The organism is Salmonella sp. SAL04196, assembly GCF_046550835.1.
In the GTDB taxonomy this organism is placed as follows: domain Bacteria; phylum Pseudomonadota; class Gammaproteobacteria; order Enterobacterales; family Enterobacteriaceae; genus Salmonella; species Salmonella enterica.
In genome coordinates this window covers 287809-308385 of record NZ_JBGDXE010000003.1, presented here as the reverse complement: position 1 = coordinate 308385, position 20577 = coordinate 287809, and the positions used below count along the sequence as shown (strand labels likewise).

Below are 20577 nucleotides of genomic sequence, written 5' to 3'. Positions count from 1 at the left end.
ATTACCGTTTACCCCGCCATCAGGTAAACAGACAATTAGCGACGCATACTCTTGGAGAGCATCATCTGCCATTTCTGCTCACGGTTTAGCTCTGTGGGGGGAACGGCAGACAGTCGCGGCGCTTTCGCCACGCTCACTTTTCTTTCCTGCAAATTATGATTCAATCGGCGATAGAGTTGAGAGTCGATACTCACGACTTTCACCAGACGCTGGCACTGGCAGCCTCGTCCTGCAATCTGGTTAGGGATCATCTTCACTTCACAAACAATTTCCCCCACTTCTGACAGAATATAGGAGAGCGTATTAATTGCTTTGCAGTGTTCAATATCAAATTGACGGGAAATCTCCCTGGCCGTGATCCATCGGTTCTCTGCCATCATCCAGTCAGCAATTAACAAATAAAGCGGTCTTTCAACATATTTTTCACACATAAGCACACCATTTCACAAATTAAAAATCTGGCTACGGCCTGTCCAAACTAATAAAAACTAAGCCATATTAAAATTGTGGATATGCAAGATAGTATGCGACTTAAATATTGATTAGTGTGAGCAATATCGTGCTTATTACATAGAAAATGTGGTTACGGAAACGGACTTCTCCAGGAATGACCTTACGCAAGATAAAAAAAGGGTTTCTTTACAGAAACCCTTTCAGAATTATATTACAGGTCCGGTTAGAGCAATATCCACCGGACTCTTTATTTACGACTTTTTGATCTGCGCGTGCATTTCCTGCACCGAGGTTACCTTCTCGGTGGCATCGGCATTGAGCGCCATCGTCGTGGCAAAACCGCCGTTCAGCGTGGTGTCATAATGCACTTTATACTGCAGCGCGCTACGACGAATCACCCTGGAGTCTTCAATCGCGCGGCGGCCTGCGGTGGTATTGATGATATAGGTATATTCGCCATTCTTGATGCGGTCCTGAATGTGCGGACGACCTTCGTGCACCTTGTTCACCAGACGCGGGTTGATACCGGCTTCGCCCAGCACAATCGCCGTACCGTGAGTGGCATCCAGCTCAAAGCCCTGTTTCAGCAGCTTGGCCGCGAGATCCACCACGCGCTCTTTGTCGCCTTCGCGAACGGAGAGCAGCGCACGGCCCTGTTTCTTCATCGTGGAGTTACTGCCCAACTGTGCCTTGGCGAACGCTTCCGCGAAGGTACGACCGACGCCCATCACTTCCCCGGTAGAGCGCATTTCTGGCCCTAACAGCGGGTCAACGCCGGGGAATTTGTTGAACGGCAGCACCACTTCTTTCACCGAGTAGTACGGCGGGATAATTTCTTGGGTCACGCCCTGCTCGGTCAGCGATTTGCCGGCCATCACGCGCGCCGCTACTTTCGCCAGCGGCACGCCGGTGGCTTTGGAGACGAACGGTACGGTACGCGCCGCACGCGGGTTGACTTCAATCAGATAGACTTCGTTGTCTTTCACCGCAAACTGCACGTTCATCAGGCCGCGCACCTGCAACTCGAAAGCCAGCTTCTGCACCTGCTGGCGCATCACGTCCTGAATTTCCTGGCTCAGCGTGTAGGCTGGCAGGGAACAGGCGGAGTCGCCGGAGTGTACGCCAGCCTGCTCAATGTGCTCCATAATGCCGCCAATCAGCACCATTTCGCCGTCGCAGATAGCGTCCACGTCCACTTCAACCGCATCATCAAGGAAGCGGTCCAGCAGTACCGGCGCATCGTTAGAGACGCTGACCGCTGTCTGGAAGTAGCGACGCAGGTCGGCTTCGTCGTAGACAATTTCCATCGCCCGGCCGCCCAGCACGTAAGAAGGACGTACCACCAGCGGGTAGCCAATTTCTTTCGCCTTCTCAACCGCTTGTTCAATGGCGGTGACGGTGGCGTTGGCCGGTTGCTTCAGCTTCAGACGGTCAACCGCATGCTGGAAGCGTTCACGGTCTTCCGCGCGGTCGATGGCGTCCGGGCTGGTGCCGATAACCGGCACGCCTGCCGCTTCCAGCGCGCGCGCCAGCTTCAGCGGCGTCTGGCCGCCGTACTGCACGATAACGCCTTTCGGCTTCTCGATGCGCACGATTTCCAGCACGTCTTCCAGCGTCACCGGCTCGAAGTACAGGCGGTCGGAGGTGTCGTAGTCGGTGGAGACGGTTTCCGGGTTACAGTTGACCATAATGGTTTCGTAACCGTCTTCGCGCAGCGCCAGCGAGGCGTGTACGCAGCAGTAGTCAAATTCGATGCCCTGGCCGATACGGTTCGGGCCGCCGCCGAGGACCATGATTTTATCGCGATCAACGGACGGGTTCGCTTCGCACTCATCTTCATAAGTGGAGTACATATAGGCGGTATCGGTGGCGAATTCCGCCGCGCAGGTATCCACACGCTTGTAGACCGGGTGCAGGTCATACTGGTCGCGTAGCTTGCGGATTTCCGCCTCGCGCACGCCCGCCAGTTTCGCCAGACGCGCATCGGCAAACCCTTTGCGCTTGAGCTGACGCAGGAAGTCGGCGTTGAGGCCGGTAATCCCGACTTCAGCCACTTTCTCTTCCAGACGCACCAGCTCTTCAATTTGCACCAGGAACCAGCGGTCGATGTTGGTTAGGTTAAAGACGCCATCCACAGACAAGCCCGCGCGGAAAGCATCGGCGATGTACCAGATACGCTCGGCGCCCGCGTCTTTCAGCTCGCGGCGGATTTTGGTCAGCGCTTCCGGGTCGTCGAGGCTGACTTTCGGGTCGAAGCCGGTAGCGCCCACTTCCAGGCCGCGCAGCGCTTTTTGCAGGGATTCCTGCTGCGTGCGGCCAATCGCCATCACTTCACCAACCGATTTCATCTGGGTGGTCAGACGGTCGTTGGCACCGGCGAATTTCTCGAAGTTAAAGCGCGGAATTTTGGTGACAACATAGTCGATGGACGGCTCGAAGGAGGCCGGAGTACGCCCGCCGGTGATGTCGTTCATCAGTTCGTCAAGGGTGTAACCCACCGCCAGTTTGGCGGCTACTTTGGCAATCGGGAAACCGGTGGCTTTCGACGCCAGCGCCGAGGAGCGGGAGACGCGCGGGTTCATTTCGATAACGATCAGACGACCGTTTTTCGGGTTTACTGCGAACTGGACGTTAGAACCGCCGGTTTCGACGCCGATTTCACGCAGTACCGCCATCGAGGCGTTACGCATGATTTGGTATTCTTTGTCGGTCAGGGTCTGGGCGGGCGCCACGGTGATGGAGTCGCCGGTATGGATGCCCATCGCATCGAAGTTTTCGATAGAGCAGACGATGATGCAGTTGTCGTTTTTATCACGCACCACTTCCATCTCGTACTCTTTCCAGCCGATCAGCGATTCATCAATCAGCAGCTCGTTGGTTGGCGAGAGGTCCAGACCGCGTTCGCAGATTTCTTCGAACTCTTCACGGTTGTAAGCGATACCGCCGCCGGTGCCACCCATGGTAAAGGACGGACGAATAATGCACGGGAAGCCCACGTCAGCGGCAACCGCCAGCGCTTCTTCCATAGTGTGCGCGATACCGGAACGCGCGGTGTCGAGACCAATTTTCTTCATCGCGATATCGAAGCGACGACGGTCTTCGGCTTTATCAATGGCGTCGGCGGTGGCGCCAATCATGGTGACGCCGAACTCTTCGAGCACGCCCTGCCGCTCCAGCTCCAGCGCGCAGTTCAGCGCTGTCTGGCCGCCCATAGTCGGCAGCACCGCATCTGGACGCTCTTTTTCAATGATTTTGCGCACCACTTCCCAGTGAATCGGCTCGATGTAGGTGGCATCGGCCATTTCCGGGTCGGTCATGATGGTGGCCGGGTTGGAGTTCACCAGAATGACGCGGTAACCCTCTTCGCGCAGCGCTTTACACGCCTGAGCGCCGGAGTAGTCAAACTCACACGCCTGACCGATAACAATCGGGCCCGCGCCCAGAATCAGGATGCTTTTTATATCTGTACGTTTTGGCATGGCTCTTATTACTCCTGATTATTTCGCGGACTGACGGTATTGCTCAATAAGCTCGATAAAGTGGTCGAACAACGGCGCCGCATCGTGCGGGCCCGGGCTCGCCTCCGGGTGTCCCTGGAAGCTGAACGCCGGTTTGTCGGTACGGTGAATGCCCTGCAGGGTGCCGTCGAACAGCGACTTGTGGGTCACGCGCAGGTTGGCTGGCAGCGAGTCTTCATCCACCGCAAAGCCGTGGTTCTGCGCGGTGATCATCACCACGTTTCTGTCCATATCTTTTACCGGATGGTTGCCGCCGTGATGGCCGAACTTCATCTTAACGGTCTTCGCACCGCTCGCCAGCGCCAGTAGCTGATGACCGAGGCAGATGCCAAATAGCGGAATGTCGGTCTGGAGGAATTTCTTAATCGCCTCGATGGCGTAGTCGCACGGCGCCGGGTCGCCAGGGCCGTTCGACAGGAAGATGCCGTCCGGGTTCATTTTCAGCACCTCTTCAGCAGAGGTCTGCGCTGGCACCACCGTCAGGCGGCAGCCGCGATCCACCAGCATACGCAGGATGTTGCGCTTGGCGCCAAAATCGTAGGCCACCACATGGAACGGCAGGTCATCCTCAGATTTCGCTTCCGGTAAACCGTCTTTCAGCGTCCAGCTCCCCTGCGTCCAGCGGTAGGTTTCCGCCGTGGTCACTTCTTTCGCCAGATCCATACCGTTCAGTCCAGGAAATGCTTTCGCTTTTTCCAGCGCCAGCTTCGCATCCGGGCTATCGCCTGCAATGATACAGCCGTTCTGTGCGCCTTTCTCACGCAGCAGACGCGTCAGCTTGCGGGTATCGATATCAGCAATCGCCACAATGTTATGCCGTTTGAGGTAAGAAGAGAGGTCTTCTGTGTTACGGAAGTTACTGGCAATCAACGGCAGATCGCGAATCACTAAACCTTGCGCATGAACCTGAGAAGATTCTTCATCGGCTTCATTGGTGCCGACATTACCAATATGGGGATAAGTAAGAGTGACGATTTGGCGGGAATAGGAAGGATCAGTGAGGATTTCTTGATAACCGGTCATTGAAGTATTGAAAACGACTTCCCCAACCGCCGAACCCGTTGCCCCAATGGCCCGACCGTGAAACTGGGTTCCGTCTTCCAGAACCAATAGCGCTGACTTAATCAAAACACCCTCCAGAGAATATTCACTCACTTTATTTGCATATTAATTCATTCAGTCAGTATGAAGCAATGCAAATTTGCTTACCCGTGGATTTCTGGCAAACGGCGGCATTCTGAAGTTAAGCCGGATAAAAGTCAACTTAAAGAGGGTATTTTTTATGTTATTTTGCACATTATAAGGAAGTTATTCTGTTTAAGAGGCAAAAAGATCAACTAAGTGACGATAGAAAACGCTTGCGCTTCCTTGAGTTCGCAAAAAACTGGCTGGCATGATAAAAAGTGGACCAAATGGTCAAATTTCACATTAAAACAACAAAAAACAACGATAAAAATTCATTTAATAGTCATCAACTCCATTAAATGCATAAAAATTCAAAATTACGAAAATTAACGACAAAAACATTTTAAAAATCAATATTTTAAAAACATAAAAAATAAAACAAACACATCAAAAAATCGACAAAAACAGCAAATTAAGATAATGTAATGAGAATCACAATCGCGATATAAAGGTCTAACTTCTTTTTCTTTAAGACTAGCGCATACGATTGAACCACAACCAGCCTCACTACAGCATAAAAAAGGTAACCTATTGAAACAAAAGAGATAAAACGCCCCCCCCGTGGAACAGCACTAACCCCACGATGGATATCAGTCTTATCAGTCTGGTCGAGGTGCATTTTGCATACGGTAAGCCACTGCGGCTGAATATGACTAACATCAGTTCAGGCAGTAATTTTTTTCCCGTTGAACGTAATGACCCGTACCGATGCGCCTGAAGGGCCAATTAACCGCATTTATCGTAATGGCAATTACGTCACGCAAATGGATGCCGTTGGCCCGGATGTCTTTAAAGTGACTATTCTTAACGCGAAAACAACGGCAGAACATGTCGTGGGCGAAGAAACTATCGAAACATGAATGGTGAAAGGCGTTATTTATCTGACCGAATAACCGGGGGGCAAAAAAACAAAAGGGCAATAATATATTGCCCTTTGTAATCAATTAATCTTGATTACCACAACCACATCACGAAGGTATTTAGTCGTTATAGTACATCCAGTCCCAGCACATCCCGCATGTCAAATAGCCCATTTTTCTTCGTTTTTAGCCATAATGCCGATCGCAACGCGCCATTTGCAAACGTCATGCGGCTGGAAGCTTTATGCGTAATCTCTACGCGCTCGCCAATATCGGCAAACATCGCGGTATGTTCGCCGACGATGTCGCCCGCCCGAACGGTTGCAAAGCCAATCGTTCCCGGTACGCGCTCGCCGGTATAACCTTCACGCGAGTAGACCGCGCAGTCCTTCAGATCTTTATCCAGCGCCCCGGCGATTGCCTCGCCCATTGCCAGCGCCGTACCCGACGGTGCATCCACTTTATGGCGGTGGTGCGCTTCAATAATTTCAATATCGGTGTAGTCGCCCATTACCTTGGCGGCTTTCTCCAGCAGCTTGAGCATGACGTTAACGCCGACGCTAAAGTTTGCGGCGAAAACGATCGCAATCTCTTGCGACGCCTCGCGAATGGCCTGTTTACCGGCGTCGTCAAAGCCGGTAGTACCAATCACCATCCCTTTACCATATTTACGGCAGAATGCCAGATGCGCCAGTGTGCCTTCAGGACGGGTAAAATCGACCAGAACATCGAAATCATCTTTGACCGACGCCAGATCGCTTTGAATGATGACGCCCGTTTTCCCCACGCCTGCCAGTTCGCCCGCATCGCTACCCAGCAATGAAGAGCCTTCGCGCTCCAGCGCAGCACCCAGCTGAACACCTTCCATCGCCATGGCGGCCTGGATTAACTGCCGTCCCATGCGGCCACCGGCGCCGACAATCGCAACGCGGATCTGTGCTTCATGCATAGCTATTCTCTTTTGTAAAAATTGCGTAAACCGTTTTCAGAGTAACCAGCGCGCCCGGAGGCCGCCATCTAAAATCGCCGATAATTAGAAATTAATGATAAACAGGGAGCGATATCAGTAAAAGACATGATTCATCCCGCAGGATGAATCATTGCTGGAGAGAATGAAAGAAGAGAAACTTACTCAGGATAGAGGGAACCGGCAGGAAAATGACTTAAAAACCAGGTCACTGCCAGTAAATCCGCGCTACCGCCAGGGCTTAAGTTACGCAGGATGAGTTCATCATCGAGGGACTGCATCGCTTCAATGCCCCCCTCAACCAATACGCCCCCTTGCCACAACAATTTTTGTGCCTGCTGCTGCACGTAGTAAAGCCCTTCCAGGCCTCCCCGTGACACCAGATTGGTATCATCATTCCACGCCATCAGATGCAACAATGTTTGCAGCAGGGCAAGATGGGTATCGTCATGCTCCTGTACGACCCGGTTAAACACCGGCAAAGCCTGCGTTCTGACGGTTCGAAAACCGCTTTCCGCTTCTCCCCGCGCGCCCGACAGGCCATAGCACTGGAAATGGGTTTCACTCTTTGTCAGTTTTCCCGCTTTTTTTGCTGAGAGCTCGTGGGCAACAATATTCCGACTCAGGCGGGCAACCTGGTCGCAGATACGATTTTGCTCCAACGGTTCTCCCCGCGCGAGAAGTCGGCCAATCGCTGCGCTCAGCAGGCCAAAAGCGAAAATCGCCCCGCGATGGGTATTCACACCATTGGTCGCCTGTAGCATATCGTTCTCACAGGCCATCCCCAGCGGACGCAGCATCACCAGGACATTTTCTGCCGCCACCGCCGCCGTGTTGTTGCCCATGATAAAAAACTTTTCCATCCATGGAGCAATGGCGGTAGTGCTACGTTCAAATGCCGCCAGATCCATATCCCTATGCGCTCCCGAATTACGAATATCGACCAGACCGGGTTTTGGTGTCAGCCTGGCTTCCGTCAGCAGCGCTCTTGCAACCAACCCATTAAGTTCGCCAGCCGCCAGCGATGAGTACGCTGGCGTACGCCGTTCAGTCACAACGCTCACGTTCATAGCATTCAATCCTTCGTGCAATTTCATCCAACAAAAGGTCAAGGGTGTGATGCTTGCCCCGGGCACAGAGATGAGCATCCTGCTGGCATATCAAACATGGCCGGGCAGGATGCCCGAGTTCACGGCGTGATAGCGACTTACCGTCGCTATCAATAATGTCGATGTCCCAAAGCCGCCCTAACGGATGGCTCATCTCTAGTGTCGACATGTGCTGTTTCAACGCCATTGCCGGCGCACAGACCGCTGCCATCCATTCCGGGCCGCTGCGTTCATTCACCTGCATTTCCCAGACGTTGACCCACTCCTTCTGTTCGCAAAGCGCCAGTATTTCGGCAATTGCATAATCGGCGACACGCCGCCAGACCGCTGAGTTTTTAACGGCGCCCGGTGCAACCAGCGTGAGGGAAATCAACGGTAGCCGATAGCAGTTCAACGCCTGACGCTGCCTGGCGGCACGTTTATCGCGCGCTTGTAGCATCTCCTCCAGCGTAACTGCCTGGCCCTGGTACAGCAGGTCTGTGCCCTTCATCAGCCTTTAACCTGGCGAATCACGTCAATCACTGAACCGTCGCGATAACGCACCACAGCCACCACCCGATCGGTAAACTCAATCGGCTGCGGTTTACCGGTCAGTTGCTCAGCGCGCTGTTGCAGTTGTTCGATGGTCATCAGCGCCACGCCCGCAGCACGCAGGTTATCAAGCAGATCCTGACGCGCAGGGTTCACCGCAATACCATGGTCGGTAACCAGCACATCAACACTTGCCCCAGGCGTGACGGTAGTCAGCACTTTTTCCACCACGCATGGGATTCGGCCACGGACCAGCGGTGCGGTAATAATGGTGAGATCGGCCCCTGCTGCCGTATCGCTATGGCCGCCCGATGCGCCACGCAGTACGCCGTTTGAACCGGTCATCACGTTAACGTTGAAATTCACGTCAATTTCCAGTGCGCTCAGCATCACCACATTCAGGCGTTCGCATGCCGCGCCTTTAGAGGCGGGGTTCGCGTATTGATTGGTTGAGATTTCAATATGATGTGGATTCTGCGCCAGCGAACGGGCTGCATCGCCATCGAATGATTGCGTATCCAGCAGCGCTTTGATCAACCCTTTCTCATGCAGATCCACCATGGTGCCGGTGATCCCGCCCAGGCCAAAACTCGCCGTAATGTTGTGGCGACGCATTTTGTCTTCCAGGAAACGGGTGACCGCCAGAGATGCGCCACCGGTGCCGGTTTGCAGCGAGAAACCGTCACAAAAATAGCCTGAGTGTTCGATTACATTGGCCGCCTGTCGGGCGATCAACAGTTCACGCGGGTTGCTGGACAGACGAATCGCGCCCGCAGTGATTTTTTCCGGATCCCCTACCTCATCCACCTGCACGATCAAATCAACCTGATCCTGCGCGATACTGGCCGGATAATTGGGGAACTCGACCCACTCTTCAGTCAGGAGCACCACACATTTAGCGTACTGCGCATCAACCTGCGCATACCCCAAAGAGCCGCAGCGTGACTTGCCGCTAAAGCCGTTCGCATTACCAAATTCGTCGCAGCACGGCACGCCGAGGAAAGCGACATCAATATTCAGCTCACCGCTCTGAATCAGTTTTACGCGGCCGCCGTGAGAGTGGATCTGTACCGGGTTTTCCATCAGGCCAGCGGAGATCTCTTCCCCTAACTTGCCGCGCAGCCCGGAGGTGTAAATCTGCCGCACCACGCCATTTTTAATGTGTTCGATAAGCGGCCAGTGGGCATCAATTAATGAGCTGGAGGCAAGCGTCAGATCGCGGAATCCCATTTCCGCCAGCTTCGCCATCACCATATTGACGACTTTGTCGCCACCACGAAACGCATGGTGGAAGGAGATCGTCATACCATTTTTAAGCCCGGAACGACGGATAGCCTCTTCAAGCGAGTCACAAATTTTACGCCGACGCTTTTCCGTTTCGCTGGCAAGCCACGGGCTGTTCGCTGTTACCCCCTGGTAGGGCTGTAATCCTTCCGGTACGACATATTGCTGGTTGAGCATGGTTACAGTCTCTTTCATGGTTCCTTCCTTAATCACGAATACCGGAAGCCGACAGCGCCACCACTTTGCGCGCGTGGTCGATAATCGGGCCGTCAATCATTTTGCCGTTGAGTGAAACGACGCCCAGACCGCGAGACTCAGCCTCTTCAGCGGCGGCAATCACCTCATACGCATGCTCAACTTCTTTACGTGTCGGAGAATAAGCCTGATGTAACAGCTCAATCTGACGTGGATTCACTAAGGACTTACCGTTAAAACCAAGTCCTTTCGCCAACTGCACTTCCTTCAGGAAGCCTTCTTCATTATTGATATCCGACCAAACAACATCATAGGCGGCAATACCCGCAACACGCGCCGCGTGCAGCACTGCGCAGCGGGCGTAGAACAGCTCGGTGCCATCGCCCCGGCTGGTGCCCATATCCATCACGTAATCAAATGCCGCCAGCGCAATTGCCACCATGCGCGGGCTGGAGGTGGCGATGTCGACGGCATTGACCACGCCTTTCGCTGATTCGATCGCCGCCATCAGCCTGGTACTGCCGACCTCGCGTCCGCATTCACGTTCGATCCGTTCGACCTGCGCTTCCAGCTCCAGCACATCGTTTTTGCTGTCGGTTTTCGGCAGACGCACAATATCCGCGCCACCACGCACGACGGCCTCAAGATCGGCCAGACCAAACGGCGTGTTCAGTGGATTAATGCGCACCACTTTTTCAACATCCTGATAGAACGGATGTTGAAGCGCGTGATGAACCAAAAGACGGGCGGTATCTTTCTCACGTAACGCTACGGCGTCTTCTAAGTCGAACATCACCGCGTCCGCACCATAGACAAACGAGGTGCTCAACATGGCCGCATTTGCGCCGGGGATAAACAACATACTGCGACGTGGTCTCATAACGCACTCCATTGAATTTCCGTTTGTTCTGCAGCGCGCAGCGCCGCCGCCTGCACTCGGGCGCGTAAAATACACTCCAGTGCGCCTTTGTCATCGACGCTAACCAGCGCGCGTTCAACGCCCAGCTTCGCCAGCGTTTCGCGCACGACTTGCTCAATCGCCGCGCCAAACTGCTGCTTCACCAGACTCTCTAGCTCCAGCCGAATTCCTGGCTCGCTGGATGGACCAATCCTGATCATCACATCGCTGGATTCCAGCGTGCCTGCCAGGGCATCTTTAATGATTTTCATTAGTTATGTTCCTTGTTAACGGTGTTACGTCATATGGTTTCAGTGTGTCTGGCGGCATGCCGCTGCAGATATGCCAGGGTACCAGCAGGCACCAGCGCGCTTATCGCCGGCCAATTACGTTCGCTATACAGTTTTCTGACGCGAGAGGCGGAAATAGCCGTGCCGTTTTTCTCCACCCGCGCCAGCTCGACGACCTCAATAACCGGGCCGCTGCGCTTCGGATCGTGTAAAATGTCGTGCATTCGCTGGTTATAGGCACAGGTCAGAGGACAAAACGGTTCACTGCCGACAAAACGATGGGTAATCCCCAGAGCTGGAGCCAGATGTTCACGGAAGAGTTGCAGATCGATCTGGCAATGGCAGTCGTCCACAACCCCTTTTTCTTTGAGGAAATAGCCGGGAAACGTCGCACGCGAGATCATATAAGCGGAGCCGGAATGCAACGTGACGTTGTCAATACCCGCGATTCCTTGTTCGATCAGCGCCCAACGGTCGGTATAGGAAAAAAATGAAGCATCTTCTTTGACCACAAACAGATGCAGCCAGTCACAGGCCGCAGCCGCTTGCTCCACCAGATAACGGTGGCCCAAGGTAAACGGATTGGCGTTCATGACGATGGCGCCGATCGTTTTTCCCGGTTGACGATAAAGCGCCAGTTGGCGACAAAAGCGCGCTAACCGTTCACTGCTGTTCTCCATTAACACCGCCAGCTCACCTGCCTGCGCAATGGGCCAAAACCCCGCGCCAGAAAACAGCAACCGATTTTGCGGCTTAGTGAACAGGAAAAGCTCGCTGCGGCTTAACTCGTAGGCCAATGTAAGCAACTCAGTCAGCAGTTTGAGGCTGAGCCCTTCCCCTTGTAAAACTGGGGAAACAGCGATGCATTTCAGTACGTTCCCGGCCAGCGAGCCGCATCCAACTATCTCACCCTGCCAATATGCGCATACCGCGATTTCACAATCGTCTTCCAGGGCGAGTCCCTCGCCCTTCAGAAACATGGCGACCGACTCGCGACGCAATACATCCTTTTGCAAATAAATGCGTTTAAATATCAGATTCACTCTATTCAGCATCCGTCAGCAAATAACGCCGCATATTTCGCCAGTGTTTATATTATTCGTCTGGAATAGACATCACACTTTCCCCGCTGCCTTTATGACCTTTATAGTTTTTATTTCCTTAATTAATCAGAGTTAATAAAAACAATTAAATTAATTAAAAACACAACCATTCAGTGAAGATAGTCACATCTCACGGTTCATTGAATTTATTAGTATGCGCAGGTCTTGTTACCCATCAATACACAGGAAAATGTTTATGACCAACATGACCCAGGCTTCGGCTACGGAGAGAAAGGGGGCTAGCGATTTACTCAGATTCAAAATCTTTGGTATGCCGCTACCGCTTTATGCTTTTGCATTAATTACTTTATTACTTTCTCATTTTTATAATGCTATACCTACTGACTTAGTCGGTGGTTTTGCCCTTATGTTTGTGATGGGGGCCATTTTTGGTGAAATCGGCAAACGTTTACCGATCTTCAATAAATATATTGGCGGCGCACCGGTTATGATATTTCTGGTTGCAGCTTATTTTGTCTATGCTGGCATATTTACGCAGAAAGAAATTGATGCGATCAGCAACGTAATGGATAAAAGCAACTTCCTTAACCTGTTTATCGCGGTGTTGATCACAGGCGCTATCCTGTCGGTAAACCGTAAGCTGCTATTAAAATCACTGCTGGGCTATATCCCAACCATCCTCGCCGGGATCGTCGGCGCGTCCCTTTTCGGTATCGTCATTGGTCTGTGCTTCGGTATCCCGGTCGACCGTATCATGATGCTGTACGTTCTGCCGATTATGGGCGGTGGTAACGGCGCGGGCGCCGTGCCTCTGTCTGAAATTTATCACTCGGTTACCGGACGTTCTCGCGAAGAGTACTACTCAACGGCTATCGCCATTCTGACCATCGCAAACATCTTCGCCATTATTTTCGCTGCACTCCTCGATATGATTGGCAAAAAATACACCTGGCTTAGCGGTGAAGGTGAGTTGGTTCGTAAGGCTTCCTTCAAAACCGAAGATGATGAAAAAGCCGGTCAGATTACCCATCGTGAAACGGCGGTTGGCATGGTGCTATCCACCACTTGCTTCCTGCTGGCCTATGTCGTTGCCAAAAAAATTCTGCCAAGCATCGGCGGCGTCTCTATTCACTACTTCGCCTGGATGGTCCTGATTGTTGCTGCGCTGAACGCATCAGGCCTTTGCTCACCGGAGATTAAAGCCGGGGCGAAACGTCTTTCTGACTTCTTCTCTAAACAACTGCTGTGGGTGCTGATGGTCGGTGTGGGCGTTTGCTACACCGATCTGCAAGAGATCATCGATGCCCTGACGTTCGCGAACGTCGTTATCGCCGCAATCATTGTGGTCGGCGCTGTCGTTGGCGCAGCTATCGGGGGCTGGTTGATTGGCTTCTACCCGATTGAATCATCCATTACTGCGGGTCTTTGTATGGCCAACCGCGGCGGCTCCGGCGATCTGGAAGTGCTCTCCGCCTGTAACCGTATGAACCTCATTTCATATGCACAAATTTCCTCTCGTCTGGGCGGCGGTATTGTGCTGGTTATCGCTAGCATCGTGTTCAGCATGATGGTGTAAAAAAACGCACGGCGGTGTCTTTGCCGCAAACGACCTGGAGAAAAGTAGAGGCCAAAGCCAGAGGTGGCCAAGGGAAATCCACTCTACTCCTTAGCCGGATTCACCAGGAAGGTTGTCGTCAAGGCCACCGTCGTGCCTCTCATTATGGAAAATGATTCATGAATGAAGCTGTACTACTGGGTGAAGGTTTCACCCTGATGTTTTTAGGGATGGGGTTCGTACTGAGCTTTCTGTTCCTGCTCATCTTTGCTATTCGCGGCATGTCTGCCGTGATTACTCGCTTCTTCCCGGAACCCGTCGCCGCGCCCGCACCGCGCGCCGTTCCCGTCGTGGACGACTTCACCCGCTTAAAGCCGGTGATTGCCGCCGCCATTCACCATCACCGCCTTAACGCTTAATTCCCGGAGGGATCCATGACTATTGCCATTACCGATGTCGTCCTGCGCGACGCCCACCAGTCCCTGTTCGCCACCCGCCTGCGCCTTGACGATATGCTGCCCATTGCCGCCGCGCTCGATGACGTGGGCTACGGCTCCCTCGAATGCTGGGGCGGCGCCACCTTTGACGCCTGCATTCGCTTTCTCGGCGAAGACCCGTGGCTGCGCCTGCACGAACTCAAAAAAGCCATGCCCAAAACCCCGCTGCAGATGCTGCTGCGTGGCCAGAACCTGCTCGGCTACCGCCACTACGCCGATGACGTGGTGGAGCGTTTTGTCGAACGCGCGGTGAAAAACGGCATGGACGTGTTCCGCGTGTTTGATGCCATGAACGACCCGCGCAATATGAAAGCCGCCCTGCAGGCGGTGCGCAGCCACGGCGCACACGCCCAGGGCACGCTCTCTTACACCACCAGCCCGGCGCACACCCTGCAGACCTGGCTGGACCTGACCGAACAGCTGCTGGAAACCGGCGTTGACTCGATTGCCATCAAGGATATGTCCGGCATCCTGACGCCGATGGCCGCCTTTGAGCTGGTCAGTGAAATCAAAAAACGTTTTGAGGTGCGCCTGCACCTGCACTGTCACGCCACCACCGGGATGGCGGAGATGGCCCTGCTGAAGGCTATCGAGGCGGGCGTTGACGGCGTGGACACGGCGATTTCCTCCATGAGCGCCACCTACGGCCACCCGGCCACCGAGGCGCTGGTCGCCACGCTTGCCGGCACAAAATATGACACCGGGCTGGATATCCTGAAGCTGGAAAGCATCGCCGCCTACTTCCGCGAGGTGCGCAAAAAATATCACGCCTTTGAAGGCCAGCTGAAAGGCTACGACAGCCGCATTCTGGTGGCGCAGGTACCGGGCGGGATGCTGACCAACCTCGAAAGCCAGCTGAAGCAGCAGAATGCGGCGGACAAGCTGGACCAGGTGCTGGCGGAAATCCCCCGCGTGCGCGAGGACCTCGGTTTTATCCCGCTGGTGACCCCCACCTCGCAGATTGTCGGCACCCAGGCGGTGCTCAACGTCCTGACCGGCGAACGCTACAAAACCATTGCCAAAGAAACGGCGGGCATTCTGAAAGGCGAATACGGCCACACCCCGGTGCCGGTTAACGCCGCGTTACAGGCCCGCGTGCTGGAAGGGGCAGCCCCGGTGACCTGCCGTCCGGCGGATTTACTCAAACCGGAACTGGCTGAACTGGAAGCGGACGTCAGGCGCCAGGCGCAGGAGAAGGGCATCCAGCTTGCGGGAAACGCCATCGACGACGTGCTCACCGTGGCGCTGTTCCCGCAACCCGGCCTCAAATTCCTTGAGAACCGCCACAACCCGGCGGCGTTTGAGCCGGTGCCGCAGGCGGAAGCCGCGCAGCCTGCCGCTGCCCCGGCAAAAGCCGCAGCTTCCGGTATCTACACCGTGGAAGTGGAAGGCAAAGCCTTTGTGGTGAAGGTCAGCGACGGCGGCGATATCAGCCAGCTCACTGCGGCTGAACCGGCGGCCTCTTCCGCACCGGTTCAGGCCGCCGCCCCCGCAGGCGCAGGCACCCCGGTCACCGCCCCGCTGGCGGGGAATATCTGGAAGGTGATTGCCACCGAGGGCCAGACGGTGGCCGAAGGCGATGTGCTGCTGATTCTGGAGGCCATGAAGATGGAAACCGAAATCCGCGCCGCGCAGGCCGGGACGGTACGCGGTATCGCGGTGAAGTCCGGAGACGCGGTCTCTGTGGGCGACACCCTGATGACGCTGGCGTAACGGAGAACTGAAATGGAAAGTCTGAACGCCCTGCTTCAGGGCATGGGGCTGATGCACCTTGGCGCAGGCCAGGCCATCATGCTGCTGGTCAGCCTGCTGCTGCTGTGGCTGGCGATTGCGAAAAAGTTCGAGCCGCTGCTGTTGCTGCCGATTGGCTTCGGCGGGCTGCTCTCCAACATCCCGGAAGCGGGCATGGCGCTGACCGCGCTGGAAAGCCTGCTGGCGCATCACGACGCCGGGCAGCTGGCGGTGATTGCCGCGAAGCTCAACTGCGCGCCGGACGTTCATGCCATCAAGGAGGCGTTAGCGCTGGCGCTGCCGTCGGTGCAGAGCCAGATGGAGAACCTGGCGGTGGACATGGGCTACACGCCGGGGGTACTGGCGCTGTTCTATAAAGTGGCGATTGGCTCCGGCGTCGCGCCGCTGGTCATCTTTATGGGCGTGGGGGCGATGACCGACTTCGGCCCGCTGCTGGCGAATCCGCGCACCCTGCTGCTCGGCGCGGCGGCGCAGTTCGGCATCTTCGCTACGGTACTGGGGGCGCTGACGCTGAACTACTTCGGCCTGATTTCCTTCACCCTGCCGCAGGCGGCGGCCATCGGCATCATCGGCGGCGCGGACGGCCCGACGGCGATTTATCTGTCGGGCAAGCTGGCGCCGGAGCTGCTGGGGGCCATCGCGGTGGCGGCGTACTCGTATATGGCGCTGGTGCCGTTAATCCAGCCGCCGATTATGAAGGCGCTGACCACGGAGACTGAGCGCAAAATCCGCATGGTGCAGCTGCGCACCGTCAGCAAGCGGGAAAAAATCCTCTTCCCGGTGGTGCTGCTCATGCTGGTGGCCCTGCTGTTGCCGGACGCCGCGCCGCTGCTGGGGATGTTCTGCTTTGGCAATCTGATGCGTGAAAGCGGGGTGGTGGAGCGTCTGAGCGACACGGTACAGAACGGGCTGATTAATATCGTGACCATCTTCCTCGGGCTGTCGGTGGGCGCCAAGCTGGTGGCGGACAAGTTCCTGCAGCCGCAGACGCTGGGCATTCTGCTGCTGGGGGTGATTGCCTTTGGTATCGGGACGGCGGCCGGGGTGCTGATGGCGAAGCTGCTGAACCTGTGCAGTAAGAACAAAATCAACCCGCTTATCGGTTCGGCGGGGGTGTCGGCGGTGCCGATGGCGGCACGGGTGTCGAACAAAGTGGGCCTGGAGTCGGACCCGCAGAACTTCCTGCTGATGCATGCGATGGGCCCGAACGTGGCGGGGGTTATCGGTTCGGCCATTGCGGCGGGCGTGATGCTGAAATACGTGCTGGCGATGTAATAGTGGATGGGATACGCATGTCGTATCCCATTTTCATCCAAATTTTTTCTGAAAGAAAAGTAAGTATGAACTGGTTCAGGTTCCGGTGATGCCGAATGCAAGAAAATACCGTAATTAAATATCTAAATACCAATATGTTTATACGGGAAATTACACACTGGTTTGCCAGACGCTCGTTTCAAAACCGGATATTTCTACTGATCCTGTTTACATCCACCATCGTGATGCTGGCAATCACCTGGTATCTGACCGATATCACGAAAGAGCGCCTGCATTATCAGGTGGGCCAACGTGCGCTTATTCAGGCAATGCAAATATCCGCTATGCCAGAATTAGTTGAAGCCGTAGAGGCGCATGATTTGCCACGCATCAAAGCGCTGATTGACCCAATGCGCTCGTTTTCGGATGCGACTTACATTACCGTTGGCAACGAAAAAGGTCAGCGACTGTATCACGTCAACCCGAATGAGATCGGCAAATATATGGAGGGCGGCGATAGCGACGACGCGCTGTATAACGCTAAAAGCTACGTATCGGTGCGTAAAGGTTCATTAGGCTCTTCCTTACGTGGTAAATCCCCGATTCAGGACAGTACCGGTAAAGTCATCGGTATTGTTTCCGTCGGCTATACTCTGGAACAGTTGGAGAGCTGGCTTAACTTACAAATCAGCTCGTTGCTGTTCCCGATGGCGATACTGTTGCTGGTGCTGTTGTACTGCGCCCGCCGCTTCTCGCTGCATATTAAAAAGCAGATGCTTAACATGGAGCCGCAGCAGCTTTCACAACTATTAATTCAGCAAAGCGTGTTATTTGAGTCGGTATTTGAAGGGTTGATCGCCATTGACTCCCATCACCGTATTACCGCCATTAACCAAACGGCTCGCCGCTTACTGAATCTGAGCCAACCGGAGTCTGAACTCATTGGCTATGCAATCCACCATATCGTGTTGCCGGAGGCTTTTTTTTACGATGCGCCGCAAAAAAACAAAAAAGATGAGATCGTCACCTTTAACCAAATGAAAGTCATCGCCAGTCGCATGGCGGTCATTATTGACAACCAGCCTCAGGGCTGGGTTATTAGCTTTCGCAACAAAGACGATATCAATACACTCAGCCTGCAGTTAAGTCAGGTGCGGCAATACGCCGATAACCTGCGCGCCGTGCAGCATGAGCATCGCAACCTTATTTCCACCATTGCCGGACTGCTGTTCCTGAAGCGCTACGATAATGCGCTGGCGCTGATTCAGCAGCAGTCGGAAAGCCACCAGAAAGTACTCGATTTTATTTCCCATAATTTCCGCGACCACCACCTTGCGGGGCTATTAATCGGTAAATATTATCGGGCAAAAGAGCTGGGGCTGGAGCTGATTTTCGATCCTTCAAGCTTTGTTGAACACCTGCCGTCATCGCTCTCGCATAATGAATGGATTTCGATTGTTGGCAATTTATTGGACAACGCCTATAACGCCACCCTGCTCAATCGCGAAGGCTCGCGACAGATTGAGTGCCTGATCAACAGCGAAGGTAATGAAGTCATTATTGAAGTTGCCGATCAGGGATGTGGTATTGACGAAAATATCCGCCAGCATATTTTCGAGCGTGGAGTGACCACCCACAACAACGGCGATCACGGAATTGGATTATGGTTGGTGCACAGCTACGTCAAGCAGGCCAATGGTGACATTATCGTCGATAACAATAATCCTTTTGGCACCATTTTTACCCTCTATATCCCTTTTACCAGAGAAGAATAACATGGATAGCATTACGACACTCATCGTTGAAGACGAACCGATGCTAGCGGAAATCCTGGTGGACACCATCAAGCTTTTTCCCCAGTTTTCAATCGTCGGCATCGCAGACAAACTGGAAAGTGCAAAGAAGCAAATACGCCTCTATCAACCACAGTTAATTCTATTGGATAATTTTTTACCCGATGGCAAAGGGATCGATTTAATTCGTCATACCATCAGCACCAACTACACGGGGCGAATTATTTTCATTACCGCCGACAATCATATGGATACCATCAGCGATGCCTTACGCATGGGCGTATTCGATTATCTGATTAAGCCGGTACATTATCAGCGCCTGCAGCATACCCTGGAGCGGTTCACCCGTTACCGCAGTTCGTTACGTTCCAGTGAGCAGGCAAACCAGACGCACGTTGATGCCTTATTTAATATCCAGGCCAAAGAACAAACCGCAGAACCGAATAGCGGACTGCGGGGAATTGATGAAAACACCTTCAACCGGGTACGACAAATATTCGCCGACCCGCAGGCAGTACATACAGCAGACACTCTGGCGCAAATTCTGGGCAGCAGTAAAACCACTGCCCGACGCTATCTGGAACAAGGCGTGAAAAATAACTTTCTCGAAGCGGAGATCAGCTACGGGAAAGTGGGCAGGCCGGAGAGACTCTATCGCGGCAAAGTATGAGATTATGGCGCCAACATGTAATTACGGCGCACAGGCAAACACCTCAGCCACCCACTGACGAAAACCGTCCACATCCAGCGCCAGCGCCACCTGCGCGTTGGCGGGCTGCCCCAGACGCCCTTCAATATCCACCACCGTGGTACCGGCGGTATATTGCCCCTGCGTTTCTACGGCCACAAAACAGGATTGCAGGGTAAAAAGCTCCGGACGCACCAGCCAGGCGATAGCGCAGAGATCGTGCATCCGCAGACCGCTTTGCATACTGCCGCTGCGGTAATGGCTGAACAATGCATGCAGCATGCCGCCGGTTTTATTAAGCGCAGGAAGCGTAGCCAGATACTCCGGCGTCAACACGGCCTGATTGGTGACGTCCAGCCCACACATCACAATCTCAATGCCGCTACGAAATACGTGGGCGGCGGCTTCCGGATCGACAGCAATGTTAAATTCAGCATTAGGCGTAAAATTGCCGCGCCCTGCGGAACCGCCCATAATCACCAGCCGGTGAATGTTGAAGCGGCACTCCGGATAGTGCATCAGTAGCAACGCAATATTGGTCAATGGCCCTATCGCCACCAATGTCATGGGCTCCGGGGCGTTCATCAGCACATCCCGGATAGCGATGATAGTGCATCAGTAGCAACGCAATATTGGTCAATGGCCCTATCGCCACCAATGTCATGGGCTCCGGGGCGTTCATCA

Annotated in this window: 17 protein-coding genes and 1 pseudogene; 7 read left to right on the top strand and 11 right to left on the bottom strand. The window is 54.1% G+C overall.

The features are described 5' to 3' along the window. Positions 1 to 35: 35 nt before the first annotated feature. The 3 genes from caiF to carA form a co-directional block, all read right to left on the bottom strand. A complete protein-coding gene (gene caiF, locus ACLJPE_RS14245) occupies positions 36 to 431 on the bottom strand; it encodes a carnitine metabolism transcriptional regulator CaiF (RefSeq protein WP_000333324.1) in 396 nt (131 codons plus the stop codon). 273 nt (positions 432 to 704) lie between these two features. Then, entirely contained in the window at positions 705 to 3932 is a 3228-nt protein-coding gene (gene carB, locus ACLJPE_RS14240) for a carbamoyl-phosphate synthase large subunit (RefSeq protein WP_001126323.1), read from the bottom strand. Positions 3933 to 3950: 18 nt separating this feature from the next. Continuing rightward, positions 3951 to 5099 (bottom strand): glutamine-hydrolyzing carbamoyl-phosphate synthase small subunit, encoded by a 1149-nt coding sequence (gene carA, locus ACLJPE_RS14235; protein WP_000597273.1) that lies wholly within the window; start codon positions 5097 to 5099, stop codon positions 3951 to 3953. Positions 5100 to 5851: 752 nt separating this feature from the next. Between carA and ACLJPE_RS14230 the strand changes: the two genes are divergently transcribed. Then, positions 5852 to 6016, top strand: a complete 165-nt coding sequence (locus ACLJPE_RS14230) for a hypothetical protein (RefSeq protein WP_023225635.1) — start codon at positions 5852 to 5854, stop codon at positions 6014 to 6016. 127 nt (positions 6017 to 6143) lie between these two features. Here ACLJPE_RS14230 and dapB read toward each other — a convergent pair whose 3' ends face one another. From dapB to citC, 7 genes are all read right to left on the bottom strand, one after another. Further along, entirely contained in the window at positions 6144 to 6965 is an 822-nt protein-coding gene (dapB, locus tag ACLJPE_RS14225) for a 4-hydroxy-tetrahydrodipicolinate reductase (RefSeq protein WP_039513885.1), read from the bottom strand. A 179-nt stretch (positions 6966 to 7144) separates the two neighbouring features. Then, positions 7145 to 8053 carry a triphosphoribosyl-dephospho-CoA synthase CitG gene (gene citG, locus ACLJPE_RS14220; protein ID WP_001103245.1) on the bottom strand — a complete coding sequence of 303 codons (909 nt, stop codon included), beginning with the start codon at positions 8051 to 8053 and terminating at the stop codon, positions 7145 to 7147. Beyond that, positions 8031 to 8582, bottom strand: a complete 552-nt coding sequence (gene citX / locus ACLJPE_RS14215) for a citrate lyase holo-[acyl-carrier protein] synthase (RefSeq protein WP_000679050.1) — start codon at positions 8580 to 8582, stop codon at positions 8031 to 8033. The genes citG and citX overlap by 23 nt, the downstream gene beginning before the upstream one ends. Further along, entirely contained in the window at positions 8582 to 10102 is a 1521-nt protein-coding gene (citF, locus tag ACLJPE_RS14210) for a citrate lyase subunit alpha (RefSeq protein ID WP_000665573.1), read from the bottom strand. The genes citX and citF overlap by 1 nt, the downstream gene beginning before the upstream one ends. 10 nt (positions 10103 to 10112) lie before the next feature. Continuing rightward, complete coding sequence (gene citE / locus ACLJPE_RS14205; protein WP_001247811.1) at positions 10113 to 10982, bottom strand: citrate (pro-3S)-lyase subunit beta; 870 nt, start codon at positions 10980 to 10982, stop codon at positions 10113 to 10115. After that, a complete protein-coding gene (gene citD / locus ACLJPE_RS14200) occupies positions 10979 to 11272 on the bottom strand; it encodes a citrate lyase acyl carrier protein (RefSeq protein WP_000691461.1) in 294 nt (97 codons plus the stop codon). The genes citE and citD overlap by 4 nt, the downstream gene beginning before the upstream one ends. 29 nt (positions 11273 to 11301) lie before the next feature. Then, positions 11302 to 12345: a [citrate (pro-3S)-lyase] ligase gene (gene citC, locus ACLJPE_RS14195; RefSeq protein ID WP_072102275.1), complete on the bottom strand. Its 1044-nt coding sequence runs from the start codon at positions 12343 to 12345 to the stop codon at positions 11302 to 11304. A gap of 244 nt (positions 12346 to 12589) precedes the next feature. Between citC and citS the strand changes: the two genes are divergently transcribed. From citS to ACLJPE_RS14165, 6 genes are all read left to right on the top strand, one after another. Continuing rightward, on the top strand, positions 12590 to 13930 hold the full coding sequence (gene citS, locus ACLJPE_RS14190) for a citrate/sodium symporter CitS (RefSeq protein ID WP_024797394.1): 1341 nt from the start codon (positions 12590 to 12592) through the stop codon (positions 13928 to 13930). A 158-nt stretch (positions 13931 to 14088) separates the two neighbouring features. After that, positions 14089 to 14328: an oxaloacetate decarboxylase subunit gamma gene (locus ACLJPE_RS14185; protein ID WP_001001155.1), complete on the top strand. Its 240-nt coding sequence runs from the start codon at positions 14089 to 14091 to the stop codon at positions 14326 to 14328. Between the two features lie 15 nt (positions 14329 to 14343). Further along, positions 14344 to 16119 carry a sodium-extruding oxaloacetate decarboxylase subunit alpha gene (gene oadA, locus ACLJPE_RS14180; RefSeq protein WP_052905100.1) on the top strand — a complete coding sequence of 592 codons (1776 nt, stop codon included), beginning with the start codon at positions 14344 to 14346 and terminating at the stop codon, positions 16117 to 16119. Positions 16120 to 16131: 12 nt separating this feature from the next. Next, positions 16132 to 17433: an oxalacetate decarboxylase subunit beta gene (locus ACLJPE_RS14175; protein WP_000444883.1), complete on the top strand. Its 1302-nt coding sequence runs from the start codon at positions 16132 to 16134 to the stop codon at positions 17431 to 17433. A 134-nt stretch (positions 17434 to 17567) separates the two neighbouring features. Continuing rightward, complete coding sequence (locus ACLJPE_RS14170) at positions 17568 to 19187, top strand: sensor histidine kinase (RefSeq protein WP_001563099.1); 1620 nt, start codon at positions 17568 to 17570, stop codon at positions 19185 to 19187. 1 nt (position 19188) lies between these two features. Next, entirely contained in the window at positions 19189 to 19875 is a 687-nt protein-coding gene (locus ACLJPE_RS14165) for a response regulator (protein ID WP_000377415.1), read from the top strand. A gap of 21 nt (positions 19876 to 19896) precedes the next feature. On the opposite strand, the pseudogene ACLJPE_RS14160 reads toward ACLJPE_RS14165, so the two are convergent. After that, a pseudogene (locus tag ACLJPE_RS14160) lies at positions 19897 to 20499 on the bottom strand (nucleoside hydrolase); the annotation flags it as partial. Between the last annotated feature and the right edge of the window lie 78 nt (positions 20500 to 20577).

Bases quoted from the DNA above. Each gene is read 5' to 3' on its own strand.
- caiF (WP_000333324.1), bottom strand. From the start codon at position 431: ATGTGTGAAAAATATGTTGAAAGACCGCTTTATTTGTTAATTGCTGAC.
- carB (WP_001126323.1), bottom strand. From the start codon at position 3,932: ATGCCAAAACGTACAGATATAAAAAGCATCCTGATTCTGGGCGCGGGC.
- ACLJPE_RS14230 (WP_023225635.1), top strand. From the start codon at position 5,852: ATGACCCGTACCGATGCGCCTGAAGGGCCAATTAACCGCATTTATCGT.
- dapB (WP_039513885.1), bottom strand. From the start codon at position 6,965: ATGCATGAAGCACAGATCCGCGTTGCGATTGTCGGCGCCGGTGGCCGC.
- citG (WP_001103245.1), bottom strand. From the start codon at position 8,053: ATGAACGTGAGCGTTGTGACTGAACGGCGTACGCCAGCGTACTCATCG.
- citX (WP_000679050.1), bottom strand. From the start codon at position 8,582: ATGAAGGGCACAGACCTGCTGTACCAGGGCCAGGCAGTTACGCTGGAG.
- citF (WP_000665573.1), bottom strand. From the start codon at position 10,102: ATGAAAGAGACTGTAACCATGCTCAACCAGCAATATGTCGTACCGGAA.
- citE (WP_001247811.1), bottom strand. From the start codon at position 10,982: ATGAGACCACGTCGCAGTATGTTGTTTATCCCCGGCGCAAATGCGGCC.
- citD (WP_000691461.1), bottom strand. From the start codon at position 11,272: ATGAAAATCATTAAAGATGCCCTGGCAGGCACGCTGGAATCCAGCGAT.
- citC (WP_072102275.1), bottom strand. From the start codon at position 12,345: ATGCTGAATAGAGTGAATCTGATATTTAAACGCATTTATTTGCAAAAG.
- citS (WP_024797394.1), top strand. From the start codon at position 12,590: ATGACCAACATGACCCAGGCTTCGGCTACGGAGAGAAAGGGGGCTAGC.
- ACLJPE_RS14185 (WP_001001155.1), top strand. From the start codon at position 14,089: ATGAATGAAGCTGTACTACTGGGTGAAGGTTTCACCCTGATGTTTTTA.
- oadA (WP_052905100.1), top strand. From the start codon at position 14,344: ATGACTATTGCCATTACCGATGTCGTCCTGCGCGACGCCCACCAGTCC.
- ACLJPE_RS14175 (WP_000444883.1), top strand. From the start codon at position 16,132: ATGGAAAGTCTGAACGCCCTGCTTCAGGGCATGGGGCTGATGCACCTT.
- ACLJPE_RS14170 (WP_001563099.1), top strand. From the start codon at position 17,568: ATGTTTATACGGGAAATTACACACTGGTTTGCCAGACGCTCGTTTCAA.
- ACLJPE_RS14165 (WP_000377415.1), top strand. From the start codon at position 19,189: ATGGATAGCATTACGACACTCATCGTTGAAGACGAACCGATGCTAGCG.